We start from the raw sequence: 24,656 nt of genomic DNA, 5'->3' as shown, positions 1-24,656 counted from the left end.
GGGAGGGTGGTCGGTACGGGAGGTGAGCGCCTCGGCCGCCTCATCGGTGCTTCGGCGTGGGCAGCGCGAAGGGGGGCGGCCCGCGTCTGCGAGCCGCCCCCCTTGGAAGGAGCCGTCAGTCCGCGGTGAGTGCGCGGCTGGTCTCGACCAGGACCTTCCTGCCCTCCGGCCCGGTCATCACGAGCCGTGGCAGCCAGGGCCCCGGATGGTCGTAGGCATGGGTGACGGCCGGCTGGTCCGTCTCCTGCTGCGTACCGTCGCCGAAGTACCAGTGGTAGCGGTACCCGGCGGCGGGCGGCTTTCCGTCCACCGTCACCGACAGGGGCACCTCACTGCCGACGTGTGCCTTCGCCGGGACCTTCAGCTGTGCCTGCGGCCCCTGCCGGGGGAGGTGGAACCACTTCCGGACACTCGGGTTGAGGAGAAAGGAATCGGCGTACTGCCGGGCTCCCTCGATGTCGGGGTGCCCGACGGCCGCGCTCAGACACTGCGCCGGAGTCGAGCTGAGCTCGGGGCAGGCCCGCGTGCGCAGCGGGAACGCCGGGTCGGTCACCGGAGTGCCCCAGACCTTGGAGTCCCGGGTGAGAACGGCATTGTCCACGGTGAACAGTCCGTCCGCCGCGACCGCATACGGACCGTCCGAGGACGCCTTGTTGGCGGCGGCCGCCGCCTGGTGGTAGGCGGCATTGGCCAGTTGTGTGTACTGCTCGTAGCGCTCGGCCACGCTGCCGAGGGCGCCCTTGCAGGAGATCAGCCGCGCCGCGGTGACTCCGGGGGTCGAACAGGTCTTGACCGGGATCGGAGAACTGCTGCGGCTCAGCGCGTAGTAGAAGTCGGCCACGATCACCTTCGGCCGCCCCGGCAGGGAATGCGCCTTCTCGATCGCCGCCCGCATCCCGCGTCCGCCGTATCCGACCTTCGCCCCGCTGAAATAGGGCACGTCCTTGGCCGGGTTCTCCGGGGCCGCGCCGATGCCGGAGCACTCGCGCCGCACCGCTTCGGGCAGGTTCTTCGAGCCGGGGGTGATGCCGACGCCGATACCGAAGAAGGGATCGAGGTCGTTGATGCACCCGTTGATCACGACCGCATCGAGACCGTAGCCGCCCGCCCGCGCCTGTGCGCCCGCCTTTTCCAATTGGCAGAAGACATCCGGCATTTGCTGGGTGACCTCGCCGAACTCCATCTCCCCGTCGCCGTCCGGGTCCTGCTTCTCGGTCCGGCCCAGACAGGCCGCGTCCTTGTTGCCCGCGGGTAGCCCGGGCGCGTCGAGCACCGCGCCGGAGATCGAGTAGTCCATCAGCTGATGGCCCCGGCCGGTCTCACGGCCGAGCAACTGCCCGGTCAGATACGAGAACTTCTGGTCGTGGTCGAGGCCTTGTCCCCAGACCACGGAGTCACCGACGGACGCCACCCGCACCGGATCGCACCCCCGGCGTATCGTGTCCCGCCAGACCTTGCCGTAGCGGCCGGGTGCATGGCCCCCGGGCGAGGCGGCGATGCGGGCGTCGATCTGCAGGGCGGTCTCCGTTGCCGGCACCCGGTCGTAGGGGATGCGGAACTCCGCCGTGCCAACGCGGGAGGCCATGGCGAGGCGCCCGCCGGCCAGTTGCTTCGCACCGGCGCGCACGCGCCACTCCACGGTGGCTCCGGCCTTCGCCGCGGCGGGGTCGTAGACCTGCACCCGGCCGCGCACGGGTCCGCTGCACACCGGATTCGGCGTCATGTCCACATCGAGGACGAGGGGGAACGCCGATCCCGGCAAGGCGCCGGCCTGTGCCGCGGCGGGGCGTCCGCCGAGGAGGAGCTGGCCGAGGAGCACGGCGGCCGCGCCGGCCGCCGCGAAACGCCGCGCCGCCGATGAGCGGCGGGCCACCCCCGGCCCACGCGGAACGGAACCCGCGCCGGTGCCCGCCCGCCGTCGACCGGTCCACCGCGACCACCCTGATTTCACGCCAACACCCCTGTTTTCACTGTTATTTCGGTCCGTGCGGAATCAGCTGAATCCCGCGTCGGTAGGGATGATGGCAGCCGGGAGGACGGTATGGACCGCGGGCGGGGTCCCGTACCGAGTGAGACTGATCACTTACCTGTAGTTACGGACCGCGGGCGCAGGGAGCCGCCCGCCGCGGCGAGGCCCCGGGAGTCAGCCCGCCGTGGTGTGCTCCGCGCGGGACAGGGCGACTTCGAGTACGACCAGCAGTGCGTCCCGGACCGAACCCGTGTTGCGTGCGTCGAAGACGACCAGCGGGACGTGGTCGGAGACGTCCAGCGCCCAGCGCACCTCGTCGAGGTTGTGGTGCACCTCGCCGTCGAACGCGTTGACGGCGACGGCGAACGGGATGTCCTTGTGCTCGAAGTAGTCCACTGCCGCATAACAGTCGTCCAGACGGCGGGTGTCCACGATGACCAGTCCGCCGAGCGCGCCCTCGACCACGTCGTCCCACATGAACCCGAACCGGTCCTGACCCGGCGTGCCGAAAAGGTAGAGCTTCAGCGTCGGGTCGATGGTGAGGCAGCCGAAGTCCATGGCGACCGTGGTGGTGGTCTTGCCGGGGGTGTGGGTGAGGTCGTCCACGCCTGCCGCGACCTCGGTGATGGCGGCCTCCGTGGTCAGCGGCCGGATCTCGGAGATCGAGCCGACGGCCGTGGTCTTGCCGACGCCGAAGCCCCCGGCGATGACCAACTTGACCGGTACCGGCGGCTGTTCAACCGCTGTCACGGAGTGTGCCCCGTGAGTCGGGGACGGCACGGAGACCATCAATAACCCTTCGCAGTACGGAAATGTCCTGGGTTGTGCCGGCGTTCGGGACGTGGACCGCCAGATGCCCGGCGGCGCGCAGGTCCTCCGCCAGCACCCGGACCACATTGAGGTGGAGGTGCAGCCGCGCGGCCAGTTCGGCCACCGACTGCGGCCGTCGGCAGGCGGCCACGATGTCGTGCTGTTCGAACGCGAGCGAGCGCAGCACGGCGAGCCCGGACGAGGTCGCCACGACCTGGGTCTCGACCGGGAGCGGTGGACCGGAGCCGCCCGCCACCCGGCCGGCGGTCAGCAGGAAGGGCCGGATCGCGGGAGCACGGCCGGCCGGCTCCGACGGATCCGGGTCGCGGCCCTCCCTCAAGCTCTCGGCTCCTCCCCCACTCTCGGCTTCGCTCGAGCGGGGGGACCCCCATGCGCAGGGGGGACCCCCACCCTCGTCCGGTCCTGGTTCACCGGCGGCCATCATGATCCTCTTCTCAGCGGCTGTTTCCCTGCCTCCGTGGTGGGGGACGGGTCAGCGGGCCGGTGCGGCACCGGCGTTCTTCTTGAGCTCCAGGACCAGCTGGGGGGTGAGCGCGCTCCCGGCCCGGTTGGCGAAGAGGGTCATCTCGTAGGCGATGTTGCCGAGCTTCGCCTCCTTCGAGGTCACCACGCCGAGAACGGCACCGCAGCCGATGGCAGACACCAGCACATGGCCGCCCTCCAGGTCGATGATGACCTTGTTGAGGCCGCCGAGGCCGTAGTTGCCGGACGCACCGGCGGCCAGACTCGTGACGCCCGACACGATCGCCGCGAGCCGCTCGGAGTCGGCCTGCTCGCGCAGTTGGGAGACCGCGATCAGCAGGCCGTCGGAGGACACCGCGATGGCGTCGACGACCCCGGCGGTCTGGGTGGCGAACCGGTCGAGCAGCCAGGTGAAGTCGGCCGCTGCGGCCGTCAGATCCATGGGTTCCGCCCGCTCGGAACTGCTCTTACCTGTCGGCGTCGTCACTGCCCGACTCCTTCCGGGGTTGCTGGTGTGACGAGGGCACTGCGTCCCTCGGGGCAGGAGCACTTTCTTGCTCCGCCCTGCGTACGGCGGCTTCGAATTCGTCGAGTTCCGAACGGACCGCGTCGGCGTCGACGGGCCGGCGCACGGCCTGCGCCTCTCGGTCGGCCGTCGGGGTGGTCATGTTGAGCGTCGCGCCGCGTACCCGCCGTCGCAGTGGGCGGGCGGCGTCCCCCGGCTTCGGCTCGGACGCGGAGGCGGAGGCGGTCCGCTCCGCGTCCGTGCGGTGCGGGAGGCGCCGGGGGAGTTCGCCCGGCCGCGAGGGGGCGGCGGGCCGCCGCTCGGGCGTGGTGGCGGGGGTCCGCACCGGCAGGGGCGTGGCGGAGGCCGTCTCGGGCGCGGGCGCGGTGGGCGCCTGCTCGGGCGTGGCCGGGTGCTCCGACACGGGCTCGGGCCCGGCCGCGTCCGCTGCCGGGGACGGTGTGGCGGCGGGGTGCACGGCCAGCAGCAGTGCGGAGGGGAGCCAGACGGTGCCGGTGACCCCGCCGCCCGGCGTACGGCTCAGGGTGACCCGGATGCCCGAGCGCCGGGCGAGGTTTCCCACCACGAACAGGCCGAGGACCTTGGTCGGTACGAGGTCGAGCCGCTCCCGGCGGACCAGCCGGGAGTTCTCCTCGTCGAGACGCTCCGCGCTCATCCCGAGGCCGTGGTCGATGATCTCGATCAGCGCGCCACCGTCCGAGGTGATGTCGGTGCCGGGCCGCACGACCACCTCGACGGGGGTGTCGGACGGCGAGAACGAGACCGCGTTCTCCAGCAGTTCGGCGAGCATCAGCGTCAGATCGTCGACGATGTCGGGCCCGACGGTGACCTCGGTCTCGGACCGCAGGGACACCCGCTGATAGCCCTCGATCTGGCCGAGCCCTGCCCGGATGACATTGACCAGGGTGGTCGGCCGGGCCTCCATCTCGGGGTCCCGGATTCCGGCGAGCAGCATCAGGCTGTCGGCGTTGCGCTGGAGGCGTACGGCGATGTGGTCGATGCGGTACATCCGCTCCAGGACGTCGGGGTCGGTCTCCTCGCGTTCCACGGCGTCGATCAGCATGAGCTGGCGTGAGGTGAGGTTGCTGACCCGGCGCCCGACGTTGCCGAACATCTCGGCGACGTTGCGGCGGCTGAGCACCTGCCGCTCCAGCAGCGCCGCGGCGGTGACCTGCACCTGGTTGAAGGCCTCGGCCAGGTGGCCGATCTCGTCCTGGACCGGGACGGGGATCGGCCGCGGCTGCAGCGGGGTGCGCTCCGGCGACTCGTCGTCCTCGACCTTGGCGAGTTCCCCGCCGGCCACGTCGACCACCTGCTGGGCGGCGCCGGTCAGGGCCGTCAGGGGACGGACGACCGAGCGCCGGACGAGGACGGAGAAGGTCAGCCAGGAGGCGAAGCCGAGCAGGGCGAGGCCGAGCATCGCCAGTGCGGTGCGCAGGGCGTCCGTGGAGAGGCTGTCGGCCCGGACGGCGATCTGGTCGATCAGCGACCGGGTGATGTCGAGGCGGGTCTCGGCCTGCCGGGTGCCGGCGGCGATCGCCTTGCGCAGCTGCTGCGGGGTCTGGCCCTGCAGGGAGCCCGGATCGATCTGCAGCTCCGCGAACCGGGCCTCGATGCCGTTCTCCTCGGCGTCTCGCTCGATCCCGCCCAGGCGCAGGACCTGGTCCGGGTCGGCGATCCTGGCGAAGCGTTCCGCCTGTTCGTCGTAGAGGTGGTGGGCGCCGGCCGCACGGGTGTACTCGGTGAGCGCGTTGGCATCCCGGGTCTGGGCGGAGAACACCCCGCTCTCGAAGGCCGCGTGGGCGGCGTCGGCGCGCAGTACGGCGTCGAGGAGATTGGTGACCGAGGACGACGAGGTGCCGATGAAGCGGTCGAGCCCGATGCCGTCGATCAGGTAGCCGACCGCGGCGGCGTACGCGGGGTCGATACCGGCGGCCGGAACCGAGCCCCGCTCGACCTTGTCGCGCAGCACCGCAAGGCTCCGGATGTAGTCGAGGGCCCGTGCCTCGTCCTTCGGCAGGCCCGGCCCGAACGCCGAACGCACGGCGGTGACCTGCTCATCGGTGGTCTGCTGCGTCCGGCGGTAGTCGGCGGTGGAGGGCAGGGCGTCGCCCGGCCGGACCGACTCCTGCTCCACGGACAGCAGCAGGGCCTGCCGGTGTTCGGCCTGGACGTCGTTGATCAGCCTGGTGACCTGCTCGCTGTCGCGCACCAGCTCCGCGGTCCGGTCGGCGTCCTGGGCCTTGTCCATCTGGTTGTTGACGCCGATGGCCAGCAGTACACCGACGACCGCGACCGGCGCGATCACCAGAACGTTGAGTTTCCGCCGGAACGGCCATCGGTCCAGGAGGGCGCCCGCCTGCTGACGGAACGTCGGCTTCAACGGTGAACGCCGGGACCGGTCCGGTTCGTGTGGCGGGTCCACTGTGTCCACAGACACCCAGGCCTCCTTGCGACGTGCTCCTGAGCGGTGACCGAGGTGGTGTTGTTGCCGACCGCCGACGACGGGGAAATGTGACGCTTAATGGATTTCGCTCCCATTGCGAGCGAAAGGATTGCGCCACATGTCCGACCGGCCGTGAACATTACCGCCTGCGCACGCGCATGCAACACATGACGATCAATGGCCAAGCGGTATTCAACTCTTTGTCATGTTTGGCCCGTTCCTTGCTTGTGGAATGTCATTCGGCCGATGGGCCGGTGTCCGTAGGAGAAGCGTGCCAAACGGCCGGTTCCTCACCGGGCCCGGTGTCGGCGGCAGGCGCCGGACCTTCCCGAAGGTGGCTGCACCGCCGTGCCTCGCCACCCGTACTCTGTCTCCCCCACACCGACCCGTATCCTCATCCTGCCCTGCGAGGAAACCGTGCACCCCACCCGCAAGGCGGCCGTGACCGCCGCCGCACTCCTGGTCATGGCCACGGCATCCGGCTGCGAATCCGGCGCCGGCGCCGCCGCGTCCCACCGGAGCTCCGCCAAGCCCGGATGCCCCACCGCCCTCTCCCGGGCCAAGCAAGCGGTCAAGAAGGCCGAGGCGGTCAACGCCCCCTGGAGGGGGCCCACCACCGGGCCGAAGGCCGTCCGCGGCAAGAGCGTCGTCTACATCGCCCAGACCCTGACCAACCCCGGCGTCGCCGGCGTCGCCCGAGGTGTCCAGGAAGCCGCCAAGATCGTCGGGTGGCAGGCCCGCACCCTCAACGGCGAGGGCACGCCCGACGGTCTCCGGGCCGCCTTCAAGCGGGCCCTCCGCCTCAAGCCGGACGGCATCGTCATCAGCGGTTTCGATCCCGGGGCCGCCCCTGCGGAGGTCAAGAAGGCAAACTCCGAGGGAATTCCGCTGATCGGCTGGCACGCCGCTCCGGCTCCCGGCCCCAGTAAGGATCCGCAGCTCTTCAGCAACATCACCTCGCGGGTCGAGGACGTCGCGAAGATCAGCGCCGACTGGATCATCGCCCGGTCCAACGGACGCGCGGGCGTCGTCCTGTTCACCGACGCCACCGTGCCCTTCGCGAAGCGCAAGTCCGATCTGATCAAGAAGGAACTCGCCACCTGCTCCGGCACCAAGCTGCTGAGCTACACCAACATGCCCATCCCCCAGGTCAACAGCCGGTCCATCGGGGAAGTCCGCTCCCTGCTGTCCCGTTTCGGCCGCAAGTGGACCTATTCCGCCGCCATCAACGACCTGTACTTCCAGCACGCCGCCCCCGCGCTGCGCGCCGCGGGCAAGGACGGCGCCGGCGCCCCGTTCAACATAGGTGCCGGTGACGGCGACCCGTCGGCCTTCCAGCGCGTCAACGGCAAGGAGTTCCAGGCCGCCACCGTGCCCGAGCCGCTCTCCGAACAGGGCTGGCAGATCATCGACGAGTTCAACCGCGCGTTCTCCGGCGCCCCGGAGAGCGGGTACGTCGCCCCCGTCCACATCGCCACGGCCGCCAACAGCGGCGGTGCACTGTCCTGGGACTCCGAGGGCTACCGCCAGGCGTACCGCAAGATCTGGGGCGATTGACGCCCCCCGGCCGCCGCGGATTCCCGGCCGCCACTCATGTCCCGTCGGCAGATGGCTACTTGGGAAGGGTCACTTGGGGCGGTCACCGGGAATGGTCACTTGGGGCGGTCACCGGGGACGATCACTTGGGGACGGTCGAGGCCACGTCGTCGAGGGTGGCGTCGGTGACCAGTCCGGTGTCCTCCAGTACCTCCATGTGGTCCTGGACGGTGTTGTTGGTCTGGGTGGCCAGACGCCGGATCAGGGAGTTCTTGGTGGTGGCGCGCACCTCGCCGATGGTGATGAAGATCTTGCCGTGAGAAGCGCGGAGCAGGTCCACGAAGATCTGGTCGAACTCCTTGCCCCGGGCCTTCTCCAACTGGTCCACCCAGCCCTGCTGTTCGGCGGTGGCCTGGTCGGGGATGGGTACGTTCAGCGCCTCGGAGTCCTCACGGGCCAGCTGGTCGAGCTTGCTGTGCCCCTCGAGCAGATGCATACCGGCGCGCTTGATGGCTTCGCTGGACGCGTGCGACTGGGCGAGCCGGCCCGCCGGCATCTCCCACAGCCCCGCCTGCCGGACCTTGGTGAGGAAGGTCTTGTCCAGGGCGCCGACCGCGCCCGTATTGCCTCCCTCGGGACCGGCCAGGGGCGCTCTGGCGGCAGGGGCATGGGCAGAGGCCGGCTCGTCGGCGGAGCTGTTCCGTTGTGAGAGCCACACGGATACGGTCGCGATGGCAGCGATGAGAGCGACCGCGGCGGCTATCAGACGGCCGCGGCTCGATGTGGGCTGCGATTTCCGTGCGTGAGATTTCATCATGCCTCCTGGATTGCGCGCGAGGGTCGCCGGAGCGCTGTCGCCCATGGGGCTGTTGGGGCACGGTCACGCTAACCATTGCATTGAGCAAAGAAGTCGATTCAGCGGCGATGCTCAAATCCCTGGAGCGGATGGCAGCGATGGGCTAGGATGCCGCGCTTCCTTCGTACGCCAGGAATCCGGGTGCCACTGCCGGAAGGTGCAAGGGGTGGCGGCCGTCTCGGAGAGCCGCAACGCCGAGCGCACCGCAGGGGCATGGCTGTCCCACGGCCCGGTTGCCGGCCCTCTGCCGTCGTCGCGCGGCGTCCCGGTGGGCACATCGGGAGATCAGGGCGGTAGAAATGGGGAATGGCGGAGCACGGAGCCCCCACGCGGGCCATGGATGATGTGGATGCGGTGACCCGGGCGGTGCTCACGGCGTCGAGGCTGCTGGTTGCGGTGTCGGCGCGGTCACTCGGCGAGGCCGAGGAGCGGGTGACGCTGCCGCAACTGCGGATGCTGGTGGTGCTCTCGACCCGAGGCACCACCAAGCTCGTTGCCCTCGCCGAACTGCTGCAGGTCGCTCCCTCGACCGCGATGCGCATGGTGGACCGGCTCATCACGGCGGGTTTGGCACACCGTCAGGCCAACCCCGGCAACCGGCGCGAGACCTTGCTCCAGCTCACCGACGAGGGGCGGCGTACGGTCGAGGAGGTCACCGCCCGCCGCCGCGCCGAGGTCAGCGCCATCGTCGAACGCCTCGCCCCCGAGCAGCGCGCCTCGCTCATCGAGGCACTCACGGCGTTCAACGAGGCGGGCGGCGAACCACCCGTGGACACACCGGAGGAGACACACCCGCTGGGGTGAGCCGCCACCGCCACCGCCGCCCGCCGCTCCTGGGGGCTCAGCGTGACGCGGGGAAGGCGGCACGCAGACCGGACCCGTTGACGAGGAAGGCGGTTGCGCCGAGGACGAGGGCGCAGGCGACCTGCATCAGGACGAACCACGGCGGGAGGGCACCGGGAATCATGTCGATGGCGATGATGGCGATCGGCACGACGACCGAGATGATGCGCACACGGAGATAGGCCCCTCGTGCTCCCCGTGAAGCGAGGACGGTCAGCCAGTAGGTCACCGCGGCACTCGCGAGCACACCGGCCGATCGGCCCCACATGAACGGGGTCACCGTGTGTCCGGTGCTCGCGAGGACGACGACAGTCATGAGGACTGCGGCGCTCAGCGCGCCGTAGGCCGCGACGAGCGCCTTCACCTTGCCGAAGGCTCGGTGGGGGTGCGGACGGTTGAGGCGGGCGGTCTCGGCCGTGGTGTGGCTGGCGGTTCCCATGTCTCTCTGCGTCTCCTTCTGTACTGATGTGGTCCGACCTGACGTGATCCGACCTGGTGTCGACGCTAGGGAGCGCATCAGGGGCGCGGTATGCGCCTGGGCCTACGGATGGGTGGGGCCAGACCTACTTCGCAGCCGATCCGGCGCGTAACGGCTGGCGTGCGGTGCACAGTGGAAACACCAAGCCGCACCGGCCGGTTCGGCACATTCCGGGAATCACGGGTGCCACGGCCGGGGTGATGAAGCAGAAAGAGGGGGGTCATGCGACAGGTGGTGTCGTGGGTGGCCGGCGCCTGCGTCGGGTTTGCACGCGCGTGCGTGGTGGTGGCCGTCAGCATGCTGGTCCCGGCCGTGTGGGCTGCTGCCGTGGCGCTGGCGATCCGGTGGGGGGCGGGAAACCCGTGGTCGTGGGTGCCGGTGTTGGTGCTGGGCGGTGTCGGCACGCTCGCCCTGTCCCGCCCCGTCTGCCGGATGTTCCGCTTCCTCGTCGCGACGTGGACAGCCACCGATATTCCCGCCGGGTATCGGCGGGCCGAGCCGGTGGTGCGCATGTCCACCGGCTACTGGTGGAACGGCTTCTCGTACGAGCGCACCCGTCGGGACGCCCTCCTGGACCAGCGATGGCGGATCCGGTGGAGTGATCCGGCCACCTGGCGGGATCTGCGCTTCACAGGGATCGCGCCGATCACCGCGGGCGTGATCGCGGCCCTCCCACCGGCCGGCGTCGCGGTGGCGGTCCTCGGGTTCGGCCGGCCGGAGCTCTCCGCACGCCTGGTCGGCGTGCTCGGCCTGATCGCGGCCGTTGCCGGCGCCCCGTATGCCTGGCGGTCCGCCGAGCCGGTGGCCGTCCGCTTCCTGCGCGCGTCGCCGGCGATGGTGCTGGCGGACCGGGTGGCGGAGCTGACGGCCCAGCGCGCGGACACGACGGTCGCACAGGCCGCCGAGATCCGCCGGATCGAGCGGGATCTGCACGACGGGGCGCAGGCCCGCCTGGTCGGGCTCGGGCTCTCTTTGGCGACCGCGGAGAAGCTGATGGAGACCGACCCCGACCAGGCCAAGTCGCTGATGCGGGAAGCACGGGCCGGCGCCGCGACATCCCTGACCGAGCTCCGCGAACTGGTCATGGGCATCAACCCGCCGGTGCTGAACGAGCGTGGGCTCATCGATGCCGTGCGCGCTCTGGCCCTGGACAGCCCACTCGAAGCGGAGGTCAGTGCCGGGGTTCCGCTACGCCTGGACCCGCCGATCGAGTCCGCCGTGTACTTCGGCGTCGCCGAACTGCTGACCAATGCGATCAAGCACGCCCGGGCGACCCGGGCACGGATCTCCCTCTCCCAGGACGACACCGGCCTCGTCGTCGATGTCGCGGACGACGGCCGGGGCGGGGCCGACGGGCGGGCCGGCGGCGGACTTGAGGGGCTGCGCCGCCGCCTTGCGGTCTTCGACGGCACCCTGGAGATCACCAGCCCGGCTGGCGGTCCGACCCGTGTGAGGATGATGGTCCCGTGCGCATCGTTGTAGCCGAGGACCTCTACCTCCTGCGCGAGGGGATGGTCCGCCTCATCGAGGCGTACGGACACCAGGTGGTGGCGACGGCAGCCACCGGGCCCGAGACGCTCGACGCGCTGCTGACATGGCGGCCGGATGTTGCCGTGGTCGACATCCGTATGCCGCCGACCCAGTCGGACGAAGGCCTGCGGGTGGCCCTTGCCGCCCGCAGCGAACTGCCCGGACTCCCGATCTTGATCCTTTCGCAGCACGTCGTACAGCTGTATGCCCGCGAACTCCTGGCCGACGGCGTCGGCGGCATCGGCTACTTCCTCAAGGAGAACGTCTTCGACGCCGATCAGTTCATCGATGCCCTGGAACGGGTCGCCGGTGGCGGGACGGCCATGGACCCCGCCGTCATCGCCACGTTGCTGTCCAGCGGCTCCTCACACCGACGCCTCGAAGGGCTCACCGCACGCGAACACTCCGTGCTCAGCCTCATGGCCGAAGGGCTGTCCAATCAGGCCATCGGTCAGCGGCTCTTCCTCAGTGACAGCGCCATCAGCAAGTACACCACCTCACTGTTCGGCAAACTCGGCATCACCGATGACGGCACCAGCAACCGTCGCGTCCTCGCCGTCCTCACCTACCTGAACGAGCCCTGACATGCCTCTCGGTCCTCTGCTGCGAGAGTGCGACGAACCAGCAGCTACGGCGCCTCAGTTGCTGCCCCGGGGCCAGGTCAGCAGCCGCCACGGATGCGCACAGGCCGCCTCTTCGCCCGGATGCCGCGCGATGGACCGGCAGGTGCCGCGTTCATAGGCTCCGGTGCCGATCGGGAACGGGTCCCGATCGGCACGTCCCGGACAACAGGCGGCGAAATCAGCCGAGGTGCCGGGCGAAGAACCGCAGCATGCTGTCCAGTTCGAATGCCGGGATCTCCCCGTGCTTGCCGGGGTTGGCGTGCAGGGTCTTCTCGTCGGAAGCCAAGGCGTCGAACAACGCCAAGCCCTGGGCGCGCGGCACCCGCTCATCGTCCCACTGCAGCAGGAACTCCACCGGAACGGTGATCCGTGCGGCGGTCTCCGCTGATGCCTGCGCGCCACCCAAGCCCAACACCGCCGCGCGGACCCGGGGTTCGGCAGCAACGAACGGAATGCCGAGTCCGCAGCCCAGTGACACACCCCAATAGCCCACCGGACCAGCGCCGACGTACGCGAGGCCCTGGACCGCGTCCAGGACCGCCCGCCATTCCGGGACGGTCCGGCGAGCTACCAGCGCTTGGAAACCGGCGATCAGCGGAGCCAGTTCCTCTCCGGCAGCCAGGCGGGCCTGGTTCTCGGTTGCGATCCGGTCGTACTCCTCATCCTTCGGCCGGTCGCCGTGGCCGGGTACGTCCACCGCCGCAACCGCGAAATCGCACTCGGCCACGAGGCGGCGCGCACGGGCCGCGATGCCCGGGGCCTTCTTGTGCTGCCCGCCGCCGTGCCCCATCAGAACGAGGGGACGCATACCGGCGGCACCTTCCGGCGTCCACAGCACGCCGGGAATCTCGCCGAGGGTGAAGATCTGTTCGGAGACACCGTCGGACGACGTCTCAGAGGTGAAGCGCATAGCGTTTCAAGCCTTTCGGGATGCCTTCTGCGGGCACTCCCCAGGCCATGTAAGAGAGGGAGCCCCGACCTGTCACAGCGTTGATCGGTCTCACCTCCTCAGTGCGCAGCAGTACACGGCGGCGCCGAAGGTATCACGAAGGGTTGACCCCACGGCCGCCGAGGATGGTCGACGGCCGCACCCCGGACGCCTACTCTCCACGGGATGCGCATTACCAAGTACACGCATTCCTGTGTCCGGTTGGAGCACCCAGGGGGCGGGACGCTGGTCATCGATCCCGGCATCTGGAGCGAGGCGCGGGCGCTGCACGGCGCCGACGCGATCCTGGTGACGCACGAGCATGCCGACCACGTCGATGTGCTGCGGCTCAAGGGTCTCGGCGCGCCGGTCTATGCGCCCAGGGGCGCGGACTTCGGCGGTCTCCTTGACGTCAACGAGGTGGAGCCGGGCGAGGAGTTCAGCGCGGCGGGCTTCGCCGTCACGGCGCACGGTGGCCGGCACGCGCGTATCTACGGTGATGTGCCGGACTGCGCCAATCTCGGCTATCTGATCGACGAGCGGCTCTACCACCCCGGCGATGCGCTCCATGTGCCCGACAAGCCGGTGGAGACGCTGTTCGTGCCCCTGCAGGCATCCTGGCTGCGCACGTCCGAGGCCATCGACTTCGTCCGGGCGGTCGCGCCGGAGCGTGCCTACGGCATCCATGACGCGCAGATCAACGAGCGGGGCCTGCACAGCGTCAACGGCTGGCTCGACGAGGAAGCGGGCGGGTGTTACAGCTGGTTGCCGCCGGGCGCACTGTCGCCGTGCTCGGAGCGGTGACTGCTCGTCGGGAACGGTAGCCGCCCGTTGGGAGTGGTGACCGCCCGCTCGGAGTGGTGACCGCCGCGCCCCGACCGGTGCGCCCGGCGATCTCGTGCGGCGGTCGCTCAGGCGGTGCGGGCGGGGCCGCGGCGGCTCAGGCCCCGGGAGCGCCGGCCCGCAGACCGTCCATGACGAGGTCCAGGAGCCGCTCCGCGCGCGACTCCAGTCACTGTGCGGAAAGCGCTCCTCAGCCCACCTCCACGTGGTCGAAGAGTGCGAGCATCTTCGTGAGCACCCGCACGCACGCCGTGACGTCGGCGTCGGTCAGATCCCCCTCGACCTGACGGAGCAGGGCGTGCTCGCGCGCCAGTACGGCGGTGATGGCGGCCCTGCCCTCATCGGTCAGCCGGATCAAGGAAGACCGCTGATGGGCAGGGTTCGGCGTGATCTCGACCAGTTGCCGTGCCGCGGCGTCATTGACCATGCGCTGGACGAACTGCCGGCTCAGCGCCTGTGCGCGGCCCATCTGTGGAACCGTCATGGGCCCGTTGTCGCGGAGCAGGTCCAGCACGGCCCGCACGCCGACGGACAGCCCCTCGATCGGTGCGGACTGTTCGACCTTGCGCTGTACGCGGCGGTACAGGGGCCCGACGAGGTCGAACACCTCCGTGAGCCGGTGGGCGAGGTCGTCGGGCGCGAGGGGCGGTTCGGTATCGGTCATCCCACCAGGATGACACCTTGGTTGCCAATTCCCTGCCAGAGATGGCACCTTGGTTGTCATGACTGACATGACTGATGCCCTTGAGATGTGTTCCTTCGAGACCGGGGACGGCCGCCTCGCCTACCGCGACATCGGTGCCGGCCGGCCGGTGGTACTGCTGCACGGCGGCTTCCTGGACAGCGGCATGTGGGACGACCAGTTACCGGCCCTCACACAGAACCACCGGGTGATCGCCCCGGACGCTCGCGGCCACGGCGCCTCCTCGAACGCGACCCGCGCATTCCGGCACACCGACGACCTCGCCGCGCTGCTGCGTCACTTGGACGTCGGCCCCGCGGTCCTCGTCGGGCTGTCGATGGGCGCGGCCACCGCGGTGGACACCGCGCTGGAGCACCAAGGGCTGGTGCGCGCGCTGGTCGTCAGCGGCGCCGGGACCAGTGAGCCGGACTTCCATGACCCGTGGGTCAAGGACGTCATGGCCGAGCAGGCCCGCGCCCTGGCCGCCGGTGACGTCGAGGGCTGGATCGACGCCTTCATGCTGTTCGCGCCCGGCCCGCACCGCACACTCGACGACGTCGACCAGGACGTCGTACGACGACTGCGGGAGATGACCGCACGGACGCTCGCCAAGCACACCGGCACCGAACCGGACTGGCAGGTCCCCGTGGCCGACACCTGGGCGCGGGCGGCGAAGATCACCGTTCCGGTGCTGGCCCTCAGCGGCGCCATCGACGCCCAGGACCAAATAGGCATGGGGGAACGCCTGGTGCACAGCGTCGCCCACGGCCGTGCCGAAACCATCGACGGCACCGCGCACTACCCCAACATGGAACGCCCGGACGCCTTCAACGAGTCCCTGGGGGCGTTCCTGCGCACCGTAGCCGCGCAGGAGGGCACCGAGATGCGCGGTGGTGCACTGGCGCCCCCGGAGGAGGTGTAGATGTCGCCGTCGGGGAGGTAGGGCGGGGTCACGTCAACGGCCACCGAGGGGCGGCCGGCGGCGAGCCGCTCGCCGTACCGGTTGGCGATGTCCGAAGCGCCGCCGCGGCCCGGCACGGCTGATATGCCGGGTATCGCAGCGGGCAGGGATGCGGTCATGACCGTTCTCGTCGGAACCTCCGGCTGGCAGTACAAGGACTGGCGTGAGGTCCTCTATCCGCAGGACCGGCCGCAGCGACTGTGGCTGGAGGAGTACGCGCGGCACTTCGCCACCGTCGAGAGCAACGCCGCCTTCTACCGGCTGCCCGAGGAGAAGACCTTCGCGGACTGGCGGGACCGGACCCCCGACGGATTCGTGATGGCCGTCAAGGCAAGCCGCTATCTGACGCACATCAAGCGGCTGCGGGATCCCGAGGAGCCGGTAGGGCGCCTGATGTCGCGGGCCGCCGCCCTCGGCCCCCGGCTCGGGCCCGTCCTGCTCCAACTGCCGCCCACGCTGCAGGTGGACGCCGGGTTGCTGGACGACTGCCTCGGCTGTTTTCCCGCCGGTACCCGGGTGGCCGTCGAGCCCCGCCACCCGTCGTGGTGGACCGCGGAGATCCGTACGGTGCTGGAGCGGCGGGGCGCCGCGCTGTGCTGGGCGGACCGGGAGTCCCGGCCCGTGACGCCCCTGTGGCGGACCGCCGACTGGGGGTATCTGCGCTTCCACGAGGGCCGCGCGGAACCCTGGCCGCGCTACGGCGGACAGGCGCTCACCACCTGGGCGCGGCGGATCGCCGACACCTGGCCGGACCGGGCCGACGTCTACACCTACTTCAACAACGATCCGGGCGGGGCGGCCGTCCGTGACGCCACCCGCTTCGCCCGGGCCGCCGCGGCGGCCGGCCGCTCCGTGAGCCGTGCGCCGTCCGGGCGTGGCGCCGCCCGGTGACCGAGGGGCCGGGATATATCTGCGCTCGTACCGGCGGGGCGAGCGAACGAGGTGACGAGGTGAGGCACGGGTGATCCGCAGACGGGTGGTGGTCTCCGGAGAGGTGCACGGTGTGTTCTTCCGCGACACCTGCCGGCGCACGGCCGACCGGCTCGGAGTGGCCGGCTGGGTGCGGAACCTTCCGGACGGGACGGTGGAGGCCGTGTGCGAGGGGGAGCCCGGGCGGGTGCAGAAGCTGGTGGACTGGGTGCACCAGGGGCCGCCCCTGGCCACCGTCGACGCCGTGTCCGTGCGGGAGGAAGAGCCGGAAGGGCTGACGGGCTTCGAGATCCGGCCGACACCCGGAGGATTCTGATCCGGTCACGGTCACGATCCCGGTCACGGTCACGATCCCGGTCACGGTCACGGTCACGGTCACGGTCCCGGTCACGGTCACGGTTACGATCCCGGTCCCGGCCCCGGCCCCGACGTGTCACGGGCCGGCACCGCCGGAGGCGCCACGGGCACGATGCGCGACTGCGTCAGCCATGACGAGCAATTGCGTCAGCCCATGATGAGCGACCGCTTCAGGCCCTGAGGCACGACCGCGTCAGTCATGATGAGCGACCATGCCGGCCCATGACTCACGACCGCGTCAGCCCATGAGGAAGGCCGCGTCCCAGCCGTTCACCTCGTCGAGGGTGACTCCCCGGCGGGCGTCGGCGTAGTCGGCCAGTACGAGGGCGATTCCGGCGGCGCCGTCCAGCAGACCGGGGTTGTGCACCCGGTGCGGTGCGGGCTCCGAGAGGGGGGAGGGCGGCAGAACCTGGCGGTAGCCAAAGGGAGTTCGGGTGTCGCACTCCGCCATGAGCTCCCGGGCGAGCTCGTCCGCCGCCGGCCACCACTCGGTCCGTCCGGTGGCGACGGCCATCCGGCTCACGGTGTGCAGGATGCCCGCCCGGCCGTGGCAGAAGCCCGGGTCGGCGGACACGGCGGCATCGTACGGGCGGCGTACCAGTCCGCTGACCGCGTCCTCGGCCAGGTCCGTCAGCCGGCGGTCACCGAGCGCCCGCCCGGCCAGATACAGGCTCCAGGCGATCCCGGAGGTCCCGTAACACCATCCCGGCCGGCTCCTCGCCCCTGCTTCCCGGGAGTGCCGGCGCTGTCGGGAGGGGTGGGAAGTTTCCCCGGATACCTCCGGGCGGGCGACGCGGCCGGGCCACTGTGTGCCCAGATCGTCGGGGTAGCCCAGGCTCACCACCCAGTCGGCCATCCGGCGGAGGGCGTCCGGCATCCCCGGCACCCGGTGTCCGGAGCGGTACGCCAGTGACATCAGGGCGAGCGGGCCGCAAATCCCGTGGGCGACACCGACGTTGAAGTCGCCGTCCGGGAACTCCGCCCGGTCCCGGGGGACGAGATACCGGTCGGGGGCGCACCACCATCCCGGCATCCGGCTGTCGCCTCCTGCCGGTGACGGCAGGGGATGCGTCATCCCGACCAGAAAGCCGAGGACCTCGCGGAGCGCCTGCGCGCACCGTTCGTCGCCGTGGTCGGCCGCCAGCAGCAGGCCACGGCCCTCACCCGCCAGGCCCGAGATCGCGTCGTAATCGCCGGCCGCCAGCCCCGGGCCGTGCTCCTGCCGCCGGGCCACCAGCCGGGCGACATGGGCCCGGACGTATCCGGCGTGCACCTCGGCGCTGCGCGCCAGCAGCCGGGTGTAGCCGCCGTGCTTCTGGGCGTGCAGCCGGGCGGGCAGCAGCAGATCACCGACCGCGGCCGGGCCGGCGTCGGTGGTCGCCGCGACGGCTGCCGCGAGGTGGGCGTGCCCGACCGCCGCAAACCGGGCGTCGTTCCGGGCGCACCTGGTGTGCAGCAGCGCGATGCCGGGGTGCCCCAGCAGCAGCGACGCGGGCTGCCAGGCGGGCTGGAGCAGTTCCGGCGGCAGCGCGGCGAACGCCTCGTGGGCGGTGTCGGCCACCCGCTCCGGTGAGCTCAGCAGATCGGCGACGTGGTGGGCGAGGTCCGACGCCGCGTCGCACAGCGCGAGGGGGGCGGTCATCTGTTGTTCCGCTTCCGTCCGAGCCACAGCGCCAGCGCCTCGCGGGCCGTCACATGTGCCGTCAGTTCCTGTTCGCGCAGCGGTCCGAGCAGCCGGTTGCAGTGCATATGGGTCAGGCTCAGGGCGATCCGCGACGTCCGTTCGGGGTCCGTCGCACCGGCGGACAGTACCTCGCGCAGGCCGGCCAGCGCCGGGCCACGGGTGCTCCACCCCACGCCCCAGCCGTCCGCCGCGGCCGGCGGCCGGGGCCGGCCGTGTGCATCCAGCAGCGCGGCGACCTCCTGCTTGCGGGCCCGCGGGACCTCTCCCCGGCGCTCCATCACCGACGGGCTGCTGAGCCGGCTGAGCGCCTCGTCCGGGGAGCCGAGGCGGGTGAGGATGTCGAGGATGCCCAGCGCGGCCGGCAGCGATGGATCGCCCAACTGGTCGGGGGCCATGGCCAGCAGCGTGACGACGGACTCGCTGTCGGCGTGGAAGACGCGCTCGGCGTGCCCGAGGGCGGCCGGTCCGCCGTACCGCTCGACCTCGGGCTCGTAGGTGTCCAGGACCATGTTCCCGAGGAGCCCCGCCTCCGCACGAACCCGCGCCCAGGAGTGGAGCTCGGGCAGCAGCACCGGCCACAGGGATTCCGGCTTGCCGTGGAACCGCAGCCGGATGTGCGGTACCGGATCCTCGTAACGGAGGAAGAACCAGAGGTCGGCGCCCGCCCTGCGCAGCAGCTCGGGATCGGTCAGTGCGCCGAGGTGACGGGCCAGCACCTCCGGCTGGCGGGCCCGGGGCACATAGATCTTCGCGTAGAGCCACTCGCCACCGGGCAGATGAGTACGCGCGCCGCGGAGGCTGTCGGGGCCACCCGTCAGAAGCGGGACCGGCACTGTCACGGGAGGGGCCTGCCGGGCGCGGTGTGCGGCGCTCCGGCCGGCGGGCCGGGCGAAGACGGGGAAGACGAACTCGGCGGCATGGGAGCCCTCGGGGCCCTGGAACCACTGCCGTTCCTCCTGGCCGCCGAACCGCTCCACCAGTGTCAGGCCGGTCGCCCGCCGCACCTCGTCGCGGAGGACCAGGAGCTCCAGCGGGTCGTCGAGATCGACCGCGACGCGGTGGTCGGCCTTGGTGAGCAGCACCCGCCGGGGGACGCCCCAGCGCCGCCGCCACCGCCCGGCCTGCGCACTCCACTCCTCGTCCCCCTGGTCGGCCGCGGCGCGCAGCGCCCGGTCCGGCAGCCATTGCGCCGGGGAGAGCACGGTCCGGCCGTGGCGCACCCGCGGCAGTGCGGGGGCCGAGGCCCAGCTGCCCCAGCTCCACGGCGCGCAGAAGGACCGGCCCTCCTGCCCGAGCTCCAGCAGGAACCGTGCCACGTACGGAAGATGGCCGTTGCCCGGGTGGAGCATGGAGTACGACAGCGGCCGCACCCTGCGGCCGGTCGGTCCGTCGACGAGCCGCAGGCCGTCCGTATCCGCATGGACCGCCAGATGCTCCAGACGCAGATCGTGCGCGGTCTCCGCCGCGGCGGGCCCGACACCCAGGGGGAGGCGGTGGGAGAGCCACTGCGGAACGGCGGACACATTGCCGGAACGCGCCACCCTGGGCCGGTAGGCGACACAGGCCGCGATCTCGCCGTCCGGCGCGCTCTGCTCCGCGTGCAGCGCCAGGTCCTGAATCTGCCCGCCCGACCGGCCGAGCACCGGCGCGAACCGGCTGAACATCGCCCCGGCCAGCGGCGACACCGCCTGAGGCGCGAGCACCAGATGGAAGTCCCCGTCGCACAGGGCCTCCCAGCCCGGCGCCAGCAGCTCGGCTCCTACCTCCATGCTCAGGGGGGCCGGTCCGCGCCCCGCCGGTTCCAGGGCGCGTACGGTCTCCTCGTCGAGCACCACTTCCCGGGCGCCACGGCGGGCCGCGTCCATCAGCAGCTCGCCTAGGACCCGGTCGCGCTCCCCGGACTCGGGGGAGGACAGGGCACCGGGCTCCCGGTAGGGGCGCGGCAGCCCCAGGCCCCGGGCGTCGTCCAGCAGTTCCAGTACCGGCACCGGGCGGTCGGTGCCGTACCGTTCGAGGAAGGCCAGGTGGTAGTCGCGCAGGTGCGGATTGCCACGGTGGACGGGAGAGGTCCGCCACAACACCGTCGCGGCACGGGCCGCCTCCCGGGCCACTTCTTCCGGCAGCGTCAGCCGCACGTCCAGGGAGAGATCCGTCTGAAGGACGTCGGCCGCCGGCTGGAGCGCTCGCATCCGCGCGGAGGCCGCGGTCAGCCGGGCCCGCCGGCCGCCCGGCGGCGCGGCGTCCAGGGCCCGCAACTCGGCGTGTATGGCGTGCAGTTCATGCGCCGTCGGATGGTCGACCCCGTGCAGCCGGTCGCGTACGTGGTCGAGGGGGGCGGTGCAGTCGGGCGGCGGCGTCAGGTCGGTCAGCAGGAAGTGGCCGCGGACCAGCTGCACGATGCTGCTCTCGACCGCGCCTTCGGGTGCCTGCGGGAACTGCCGCTTCCCCTCTTCCACCAGCCGGGGAAAGGGGGTGGCGCACGCGGCTGCGGCCAGGAGGTGCCGGACCACCCGGGTGTCGCGCACCGATCCCGCCAACTGCCGTTCTCCGGTGCGGTCATGGTGGTCCACCAGCACCAGTCGGCCGTTCCGTACGGTGTGCAGATTGTTGGCCGTGAGCCGTGAACGCTCCAGTACGGCGGGGACCTCGCGCAGAGTCTCCAGAACGCCGTCCAGCCAGGCCGCGTCCGGCCGGGTCACACTGCGCCGGCCGCCGACCGGTTCCCGTGCGGGCGCCGGTCCGAATCCGGCGAGACCGACCCCCGCGAACAGGCCGAAGGGGGTGGGGCGGTGGGACATCCGTGAGCGGTATTTCGTCAGCGACATCGCGATACGGCGCAGCGACTTGAGTCTGAGCCGTTCCCCCGCGACAACCCGGTCCGCCTCCGCCGCCAGGCTCGCGCTGGCCAGGCTCACCGCTTCCATGAGCCGTGGGTCGGCGGCGAGTTCCGCTATCTGCCGGCGCAGCCGGTCTTCCTCGTGCGGCACGTCGTCGGACGGCCGGGGCTGCCGGGCGGGGGTGTCGTCCGAGGGCAGCGGGAGGGCCGCGGCCCGTACCAGCGCCACTTCTCCGCAGGCGAATGCCGCGTCACCCGTATCGCTCACGCTTGCCCCGCCTCGTTCCCGTGCCCCGCTTCGCCCGACGACGGTGCGGGGTGGTGCGGGACGACTCCCGCACCACCCCGCATCCGTGTGTCAGCAGCGCCAGGAGGTGGGCGGGCAGACCTGGGTCATGAGCTTCGAGTCCTGGGCCTTCACGGCGGTGTCGGCCGACTCCATGATTTCCATGTCCAGGTCGAGGTCGAATTCGTCCACGTTGATGGTGACGTTCTCCATGATCCCCTCCAAGAAAGTTAATTCAATTCCGGAGTATTTCCGGTTGTTGCGCGGATATTTCGCAACCGCCGACGTATTCCATCCGAGGCCGCGGACCGGGGTCAAGCGCGTTTGATGTTTGGCCAAGGAGCAACGCCCCTGCTCCGGGCCTGTGTTACGTTGCGCCCGGCCTCGGCCGCACGCGCCCCGCGCGGCCGGTGTGCCGCCTCAGAGGAAATCGAGTTCGGAGGTGAGCCGGACCCCCGTGCGGTGCAGCACCTCCTGGCGTACGAGCTCGATCGCCCGGGTGAAACCGGCGGCGGTCGCCCCCTCATCGGCGACCAGTGTGTAGTGCAGCGAGGAAAGGCGCACACCCGTGACGACCGGGGTGCCCAGCTCGAATCCGGCCTGCCGGATGAGCCAGCTCGCACTCACCCGGGTCGAGCCGTCGGGGAAGCGGTTCACCGGCGCATGGCGCGCCCGCAGGCCGTCGGCCTGTTCGGCGGAGATCTCGGGGCTGAGGAACACACTGCCCACCGATCGGTCGTCGGTGCCGCTGCAGCCCAGCACCATGCCCTTGCTCCGTCGCACAGTGAGCACCGCCTGGGCCACCTCCTCCAGCGGAACGCTGCTCCCGACCGGGACATCGAGCACACCGGCCACCGTCCGGTAGGTGACCGGCGCGCTCAGCTCGGACCGGCGCAGCGCGAAGACCAGGGTCAGCAGCGTCCACCGGCGGGAGTGCTTGAAGACACTGGTGCGGTGGCCCAGCCCGCAGGCCGCGGCGTCCAGGGTGACCATACGGCGCAACTCCCAGTCCCACGCCGTCACTTCCACCAGGCAGTCGGCGGTCTCCTGACCGTAGGCGCCGACGTTCTGGACCGGGGTGGCGCCAGTGGTCCCGGGGATGCCCACGAGCATCTCCAGCCCCGTGAGGCCCTCGGCGATGGTGGTGTCGACCAGGTCGCCGAGGAGATGACCGGCCTGGACCTCGACCAGCACCCGTCCGTCGGCGGTGCTCCCGGTCATGCGCAGGCCCTTGGTGCTCATCCGCAGCACGGCGCCCTCGCATCCGGCGTCGCTGACCACCACATTGCTTCCTTCGCCGAGACAGACCGGCTCGCCGGGGGAGGCGTCGGCCAGTGTGACGAACTCGGGGAAGTCCGCGGGGTCGAACAGCTCGAAGAGGACCGCCGCCGGTCCTCCGATGCCCAGTGTGGTCATCGGGGCGAGCGGTGCCTCGTGAGTGACTCGCATATGTTCCTGCTTCTCCTGGATGCCGTTCCGTGTCGAGGGGTCGTGTCAGGGGAGCGCGCGGTGGTGCGGCCGCCCCTCAGTGTGTGACGGGCAGAACGCCCTGCCGCGCTCCCGCACGAGGGGCGGGGGCCGGTGTCCTGCTGACGGCCTGGGAACGGCACGACGGACGACGGGACATCGCGCTCATGCTTCAGCCCGCCGCCCGCGCCTGGCCCGCTGCCAGCAGATCGTCGGCCCGTTGCACGATGTCACGCGCCACCGCACTGTCGTACCGCACAAAGCGCCGCCGGAGCGCCATCAGCCGCGCGTGGGCGCGCTGCGAGCTGACGTTCTCGGCCAGGGCCAGCGCGTCCGTGGCGGCCTCCGCGGCGCCATCGAGCTCGCAGCGCGCCAGTCGCGCCTCGGCCAGCGAGGCGCTGTGCAGCAGCAGATTGCGCGGCTGGCTGCCCTGGAGCATGTCGATGCCGCGGGTGAGACGTTCCTCCGCCCGCTTGGGCCGCCCCAACTCCAGCCAGGCGCGGCCGGCATCGGCCACCATGACCGCGGGGGTGAGCCAGTACGCCCAGGGCGGCTCGGCCGAGGGCCTGCCCGTCCGGCTGAGCTCGGCAGCGTCTTCCAGGGCCCGTTGACAGGCCGCCTCGTCGCCGAGACTGGCATGGGCTCTGGCCTCGCGGGTGGCCAGCAGCGCCTGGCCGATGCCCATGTCCTCCTGCGCCGACCCCTTGCGGGCGATACGGATCAGCCGCAGCGCCTCCTCCGCCCGGCCGGCCCATCCGGCCCGGTAGCTCATACAGGAGATGATGTACGCGGCGAGCGGCCGGTCGCCGGCGGCCCGTGCGGCGCCCAGCGCGGACAGGAAGCGGGAGTTGCTCAGCTCGTCCATGCCCTGATCGGCCGTCAGCCAGGCGGTGAGCTGGCCGAGTTCGGCGATGATGCGGTGCAGCCGCCGTCCGGTCGAGGCGTCGTAGGAGTACTTGGCGGCCAGCCTTTGCGCCCACTGGAGGTCCTGCAGCGCCCAGTCCAGAACGAGACCGCTGCTGCCACTGTCGTCCAGCTGCCGCAGCTGCTGGATTCTGACGGTCAGCATCTCGATCGCGACCCCGGGTACCTGCTCGCCGCGCGACCGCGAGGGCGGGGGCAGCGCTTCGTCGGCCACCAGCCAGTCCACCGACGCGGTGAGCGGATCGAGGGCGGCCGGCCGCTGGACGGGCGTCGCGAGGCGCTGCTGAGCGGGGACCGGCCGGAACGGCGGGGCCGGGGACGGGAAGTGCTCGGGCCACAACGCCTCGACCGTGACCGCCTCGCCGAGGTGGTCGGACAGGATCTTGGCGATGATGTACGGCAGCCGGCGCCGGGGGCAGGAGCCCTTCAGCCAGTTGTACGGGGCTTTGCTGCTGATGGTGCCGCTGCCGCAGCGCCTGTTGATCTCACGGGCCAGCCGCTCCGGTGGCCAGGACAATCGCGCCAGGCAGGTCGCTAACACAGACGTATCGTTCATCGGCGGAGAACCTCGGCCGCGGCGGCGCTCGATGCGGGAAGAGTGGTGTCAGGGGCAGGACCGGTCAGCTCCGGCGACTGCCGGAGGCGCTCCGGAGCCGGG

The 24,656-nt window shown here is 71.2% G+C and carries 22 protein-coding genes; 8 read left to right on the top strand and 14 right to left on the bottom strand.

The annotated features are described in order from the left end of the window. Nucleotides 1–115: 115 nt before the first annotated feature. The 5 genes from SLV14N_RS04780 to SLV14N_RS04760 all read right to left on the bottom strand — a co-directional run bounded on the left by SLV14N_RS04780 (nucleotide 116) and on the right by SLV14N_RS04760 (nucleotide 6,096). The gene (locus SLV14N_RS04780; protein WP_263268236.1) at nucleotides 116–1,873 is read right to left on the bottom strand and encodes a PKD domain-containing protein; all 1,758 of its coding nucleotides are present in this window, start codon (nucleotides 1,871–1,873) and stop codon (nucleotides 116–118) included. A gap of 270 nt (nucleotides 1,874–2,143) precedes the next feature. Next, nucleotides 2,144–2,758 (bottom strand): ATP/GTP-binding protein, encoded by a 615-nt coding sequence (locus tag SLV14N_RS04775; protein ID WP_208679876.1) that lies wholly within the window; start codon nucleotides 2,756–2,758, stop codon nucleotides 2,144–2,146. After that, a complete protein-coding gene (locus tag SLV14N_RS04770) occupies nucleotides 2,706–3,119 on the bottom strand; it encodes a DUF742 domain-containing protein (protein WP_208679875.1) in 414 nt (137 codons plus the stop codon). Before SLV14N_RS04770 ends, SLV14N_RS04775 begins: the two co-directional genes overlap by 53 nt. Before the next feature lie 153 nt (nucleotides 3,120–3,272). Further along, nucleotides 3,273–3,749 carry a roadblock/LC7 domain-containing protein gene (locus SLV14N_RS04765; protein WP_026169458.1) on the bottom strand — a complete coding sequence of 159 codons (477 nt, stop codon included), beginning with the start codon at nucleotides 3,747–3,749 and terminating at the stop codon, nucleotides 3,273–3,275. Then, entirely contained in the window at nucleotides 3,730–6,096 is a 2,367-nt protein-coding gene (locus SLV14N_RS04760; protein ID WP_208687698.1) for an ATP-binding protein, read from the bottom strand. Before SLV14N_RS04760 ends, SLV14N_RS04765 begins: the two co-directional genes overlap by 20 nt. Before the next feature lie 555 nt (nucleotides 6,097–6,651). Here SLV14N_RS04760 and SLV14N_RS04755 point away from each other — a divergent pair. Continuing rightward, entirely contained in the window at nucleotides 6,652–7,791 is a 1,140-nt protein-coding gene (locus SLV14N_RS04755; protein WP_263268232.1) for a substrate-binding domain-containing protein, read from the top strand. 121 nt (nucleotides 7,792–7,912) lie between these two features. On the opposite strand, the gene SLV14N_RS04750 is transcribed toward SLV14N_RS04755, so the two are convergent. Next, the gene (locus SLV14N_RS04750; RefSeq protein WP_208679873.1) at nucleotides 7,913–8,587 is read right to left on the bottom strand and encodes a DUF4142 domain-containing protein; all 675 of its coding nucleotides are present in this window, start codon (nucleotides 8,585–8,587) and stop codon (nucleotides 7,913–7,915) included. 345 nt (nucleotides 8,588–8,932) lie between these two features. Here SLV14N_RS04750 and SLV14N_RS04745 point away from each other — a divergent pair, with 345 nt between their 5' ends. Next, on the top strand, nucleotides 8,933–9,430 hold the full coding sequence (locus SLV14N_RS04745; RefSeq protein ID WP_263268231.1) for a MarR family winged helix-turn-helix transcriptional regulator: 498 nt from the start codon (nucleotides 8,933–8,935) through the stop codon (nucleotides 9,428–9,430). Nucleotides 9,431–9,467: 37 nt separating this feature from the next. Here SLV14N_RS04745 and SLV14N_RS04740 read toward each other — a convergent pair whose 3' ends face one another. Next, the gene (locus tag SLV14N_RS04740; RefSeq protein WP_263268230.1) at nucleotides 9,468–9,908 is read right to left on the bottom strand and encodes a hypothetical protein; all 441 of its coding nucleotides are present in this window, start codon (nucleotides 9,906–9,908) and stop codon (nucleotides 9,468–9,470) included. A 261-nt stretch (nucleotides 9,909–10,169) separates the two neighbouring features. Here SLV14N_RS04740 and SLV14N_RS04735 point away from each other — a divergent pair, with 261 nt between their 5' ends. Continuing rightward, a complete protein-coding gene (locus tag SLV14N_RS04735; RefSeq protein ID WP_263268229.1) occupies nucleotides 10,170–11,429 on the top strand; it encodes a sensor histidine kinase in 1,260 nt (419 codons plus the stop codon). After that, nucleotides 11,414–12,061: a response regulator transcription factor gene (locus SLV14N_RS04730; RefSeq protein WP_263268228.1), complete on the top strand. Its 648-nt coding sequence runs from the start codon at nucleotides 11,414–11,416 to the stop codon at nucleotides 12,059–12,061. Before SLV14N_RS04735 ends, SLV14N_RS04730 begins: the two co-directional genes overlap by 16 nt. A 217-nt stretch (nucleotides 12,062–12,278) precedes the next feature. Here SLV14N_RS04730 and SLV14N_RS04725 read toward each other — a convergent pair whose 3' ends face one another. Continuing rightward, nucleotides 12,279–13,010, bottom strand: coding sequence for a dienelactone hydrolase family protein (locus SLV14N_RS04725; protein WP_263268227.1), 732 nt, complete (start codon nucleotides 13,008–13,010; stop codon nucleotides 12,279–12,281). Nucleotides 13,011–13,214: 204 nt separating this feature from the next. Between SLV14N_RS04725 and SLV14N_RS04720 the strand changes: the two genes are divergently transcribed. Then, nucleotides 13,215–13,832 (top strand): MBL fold metallo-hydrolase, encoded by a 618-nt coding sequence (locus SLV14N_RS04720; RefSeq protein ID WP_263268226.1) that lies wholly within the window; start codon nucleotides 13,215–13,217, stop codon nucleotides 13,830–13,832. A 229-nt stretch (nucleotides 13,833–14,061) separates the two neighbouring features. Here SLV14N_RS04720 and SLV14N_RS04715 read toward each other — a convergent pair whose 3' ends face one another. Continuing rightward, entirely contained in the window at nucleotides 14,062–14,535 is a 474-nt protein-coding gene (locus tag SLV14N_RS04715; protein ID WP_263268225.1) for a MarR family winged helix-turn-helix transcriptional regulator, read from the bottom strand. A gap of 58 nt (nucleotides 14,536–14,593) precedes the next feature. On the opposite strand from SLV14N_RS04715, the gene SLV14N_RS04710 reads away from it, so the two are divergent. The 3 genes from SLV14N_RS04710 (at nucleotide 14,594) to SLV14N_RS04700 (ending at nucleotide 16,760) form a co-directional block, all read left to right on the top strand. Then, nucleotides 14,594–15,475 (top strand): alpha/beta fold hydrolase, encoded by an 882-nt coding sequence (locus SLV14N_RS04710; RefSeq protein ID WP_263268224.1) that lies wholly within the window; start codon nucleotides 14,594–14,596, stop codon nucleotides 15,473–15,475. Nucleotides 15,476–15,631: 156 nt separating this feature from the next. Beyond that, on the top strand, nucleotides 15,632–16,405 hold the full coding sequence (locus SLV14N_RS04705) for a DUF72 domain-containing protein (RefSeq protein WP_208679870.1): 774 nt from the start codon (nucleotides 15,632–15,634) through the stop codon (nucleotides 16,403–16,405). A gap of 70 nt (nucleotides 16,406–16,475) precedes the next feature. Next, on the top strand, nucleotides 16,476–16,760 hold the full coding sequence (locus SLV14N_RS04700; protein ID WP_174857758.1) for an acylphosphatase: 285 nt from the start codon (nucleotides 16,476–16,478) through the stop codon (nucleotides 16,758–16,760). A 279-nt stretch (nucleotides 16,761–17,039) separates the two neighbouring features. Here the strand turns inward: SLV14N_RS04700 and SLV14N_RS04695 are convergent, their stop codons facing one another. From SLV14N_RS04695 to SLV14N_RS04675, 5 genes are all read right to left on the bottom strand, one after another. Continuing rightward, nucleotides 17,040–18,443: a lanthionine synthetase C family protein gene (locus SLV14N_RS04695; RefSeq protein WP_263268222.1), complete on the bottom strand. Its 1,404-nt coding sequence runs from the start codon at nucleotides 18,441–18,443 to the stop codon at nucleotides 17,040–17,042. Continuing rightward, the gene (locus SLV14N_RS04690) at nucleotides 18,440–21,589 is read right to left on the bottom strand and encodes a lantibiotic dehydratase (RefSeq protein WP_263268220.1); all 3,150 of its coding nucleotides are present in this window, start codon (nucleotides 21,587–21,589) and stop codon (nucleotides 18,440–18,442) included. Before SLV14N_RS04690 ends, SLV14N_RS04695 begins: the two co-directional genes overlap by 4 nt. A gap of 90 nt (nucleotides 21,590–21,679) precedes the next feature. After that, nucleotides 21,680–21,820 carry a hypothetical protein gene (locus tag SLV14N_RS04685; protein WP_020397713.1) on the bottom strand — a complete coding sequence of 47 codons (141 nt, stop codon included), beginning with the start codon at nucleotides 21,818–21,820 and terminating at the stop codon, nucleotides 21,680–21,682. Nucleotides 21,821–22,027: 207 nt separating this feature from the next. Beyond that, entirely contained in the window at nucleotides 22,028–23,077 is a 1,050-nt protein-coding gene (locus tag SLV14N_RS04680; RefSeq protein WP_259670720.1) for a UDP-N-acetylmuramate dehydrogenase, read from the bottom strand. 169 nt (nucleotides 23,078–23,246) lie between these two features. Beyond that, nucleotides 23,247–24,554, bottom strand: a complete 1,308-nt coding sequence (locus tag SLV14N_RS04675) for a hypothetical protein (protein WP_263268218.1) — start codon at nucleotides 24,552–24,554, stop codon at nucleotides 23,247–23,249. Nucleotides 24,555–24,656: the final 102 nt, after the last annotated feature.

The sequence above is a fragment of the Streptomyces sp. Je 1-4 4N24 genome (genome assembly GCF_026239515.1).
GTDB classification, from domain to species: Bacteria; Actinomycetota; Actinomycetes; order Streptomycetales; family Streptomycetaceae; genus Streptomyces; species Streptomyces nigrescens.
Note: the sequence above shows the minus strand (reverse complement) of the source record. Positions and strands in the feature narration are given on the sequence as shown.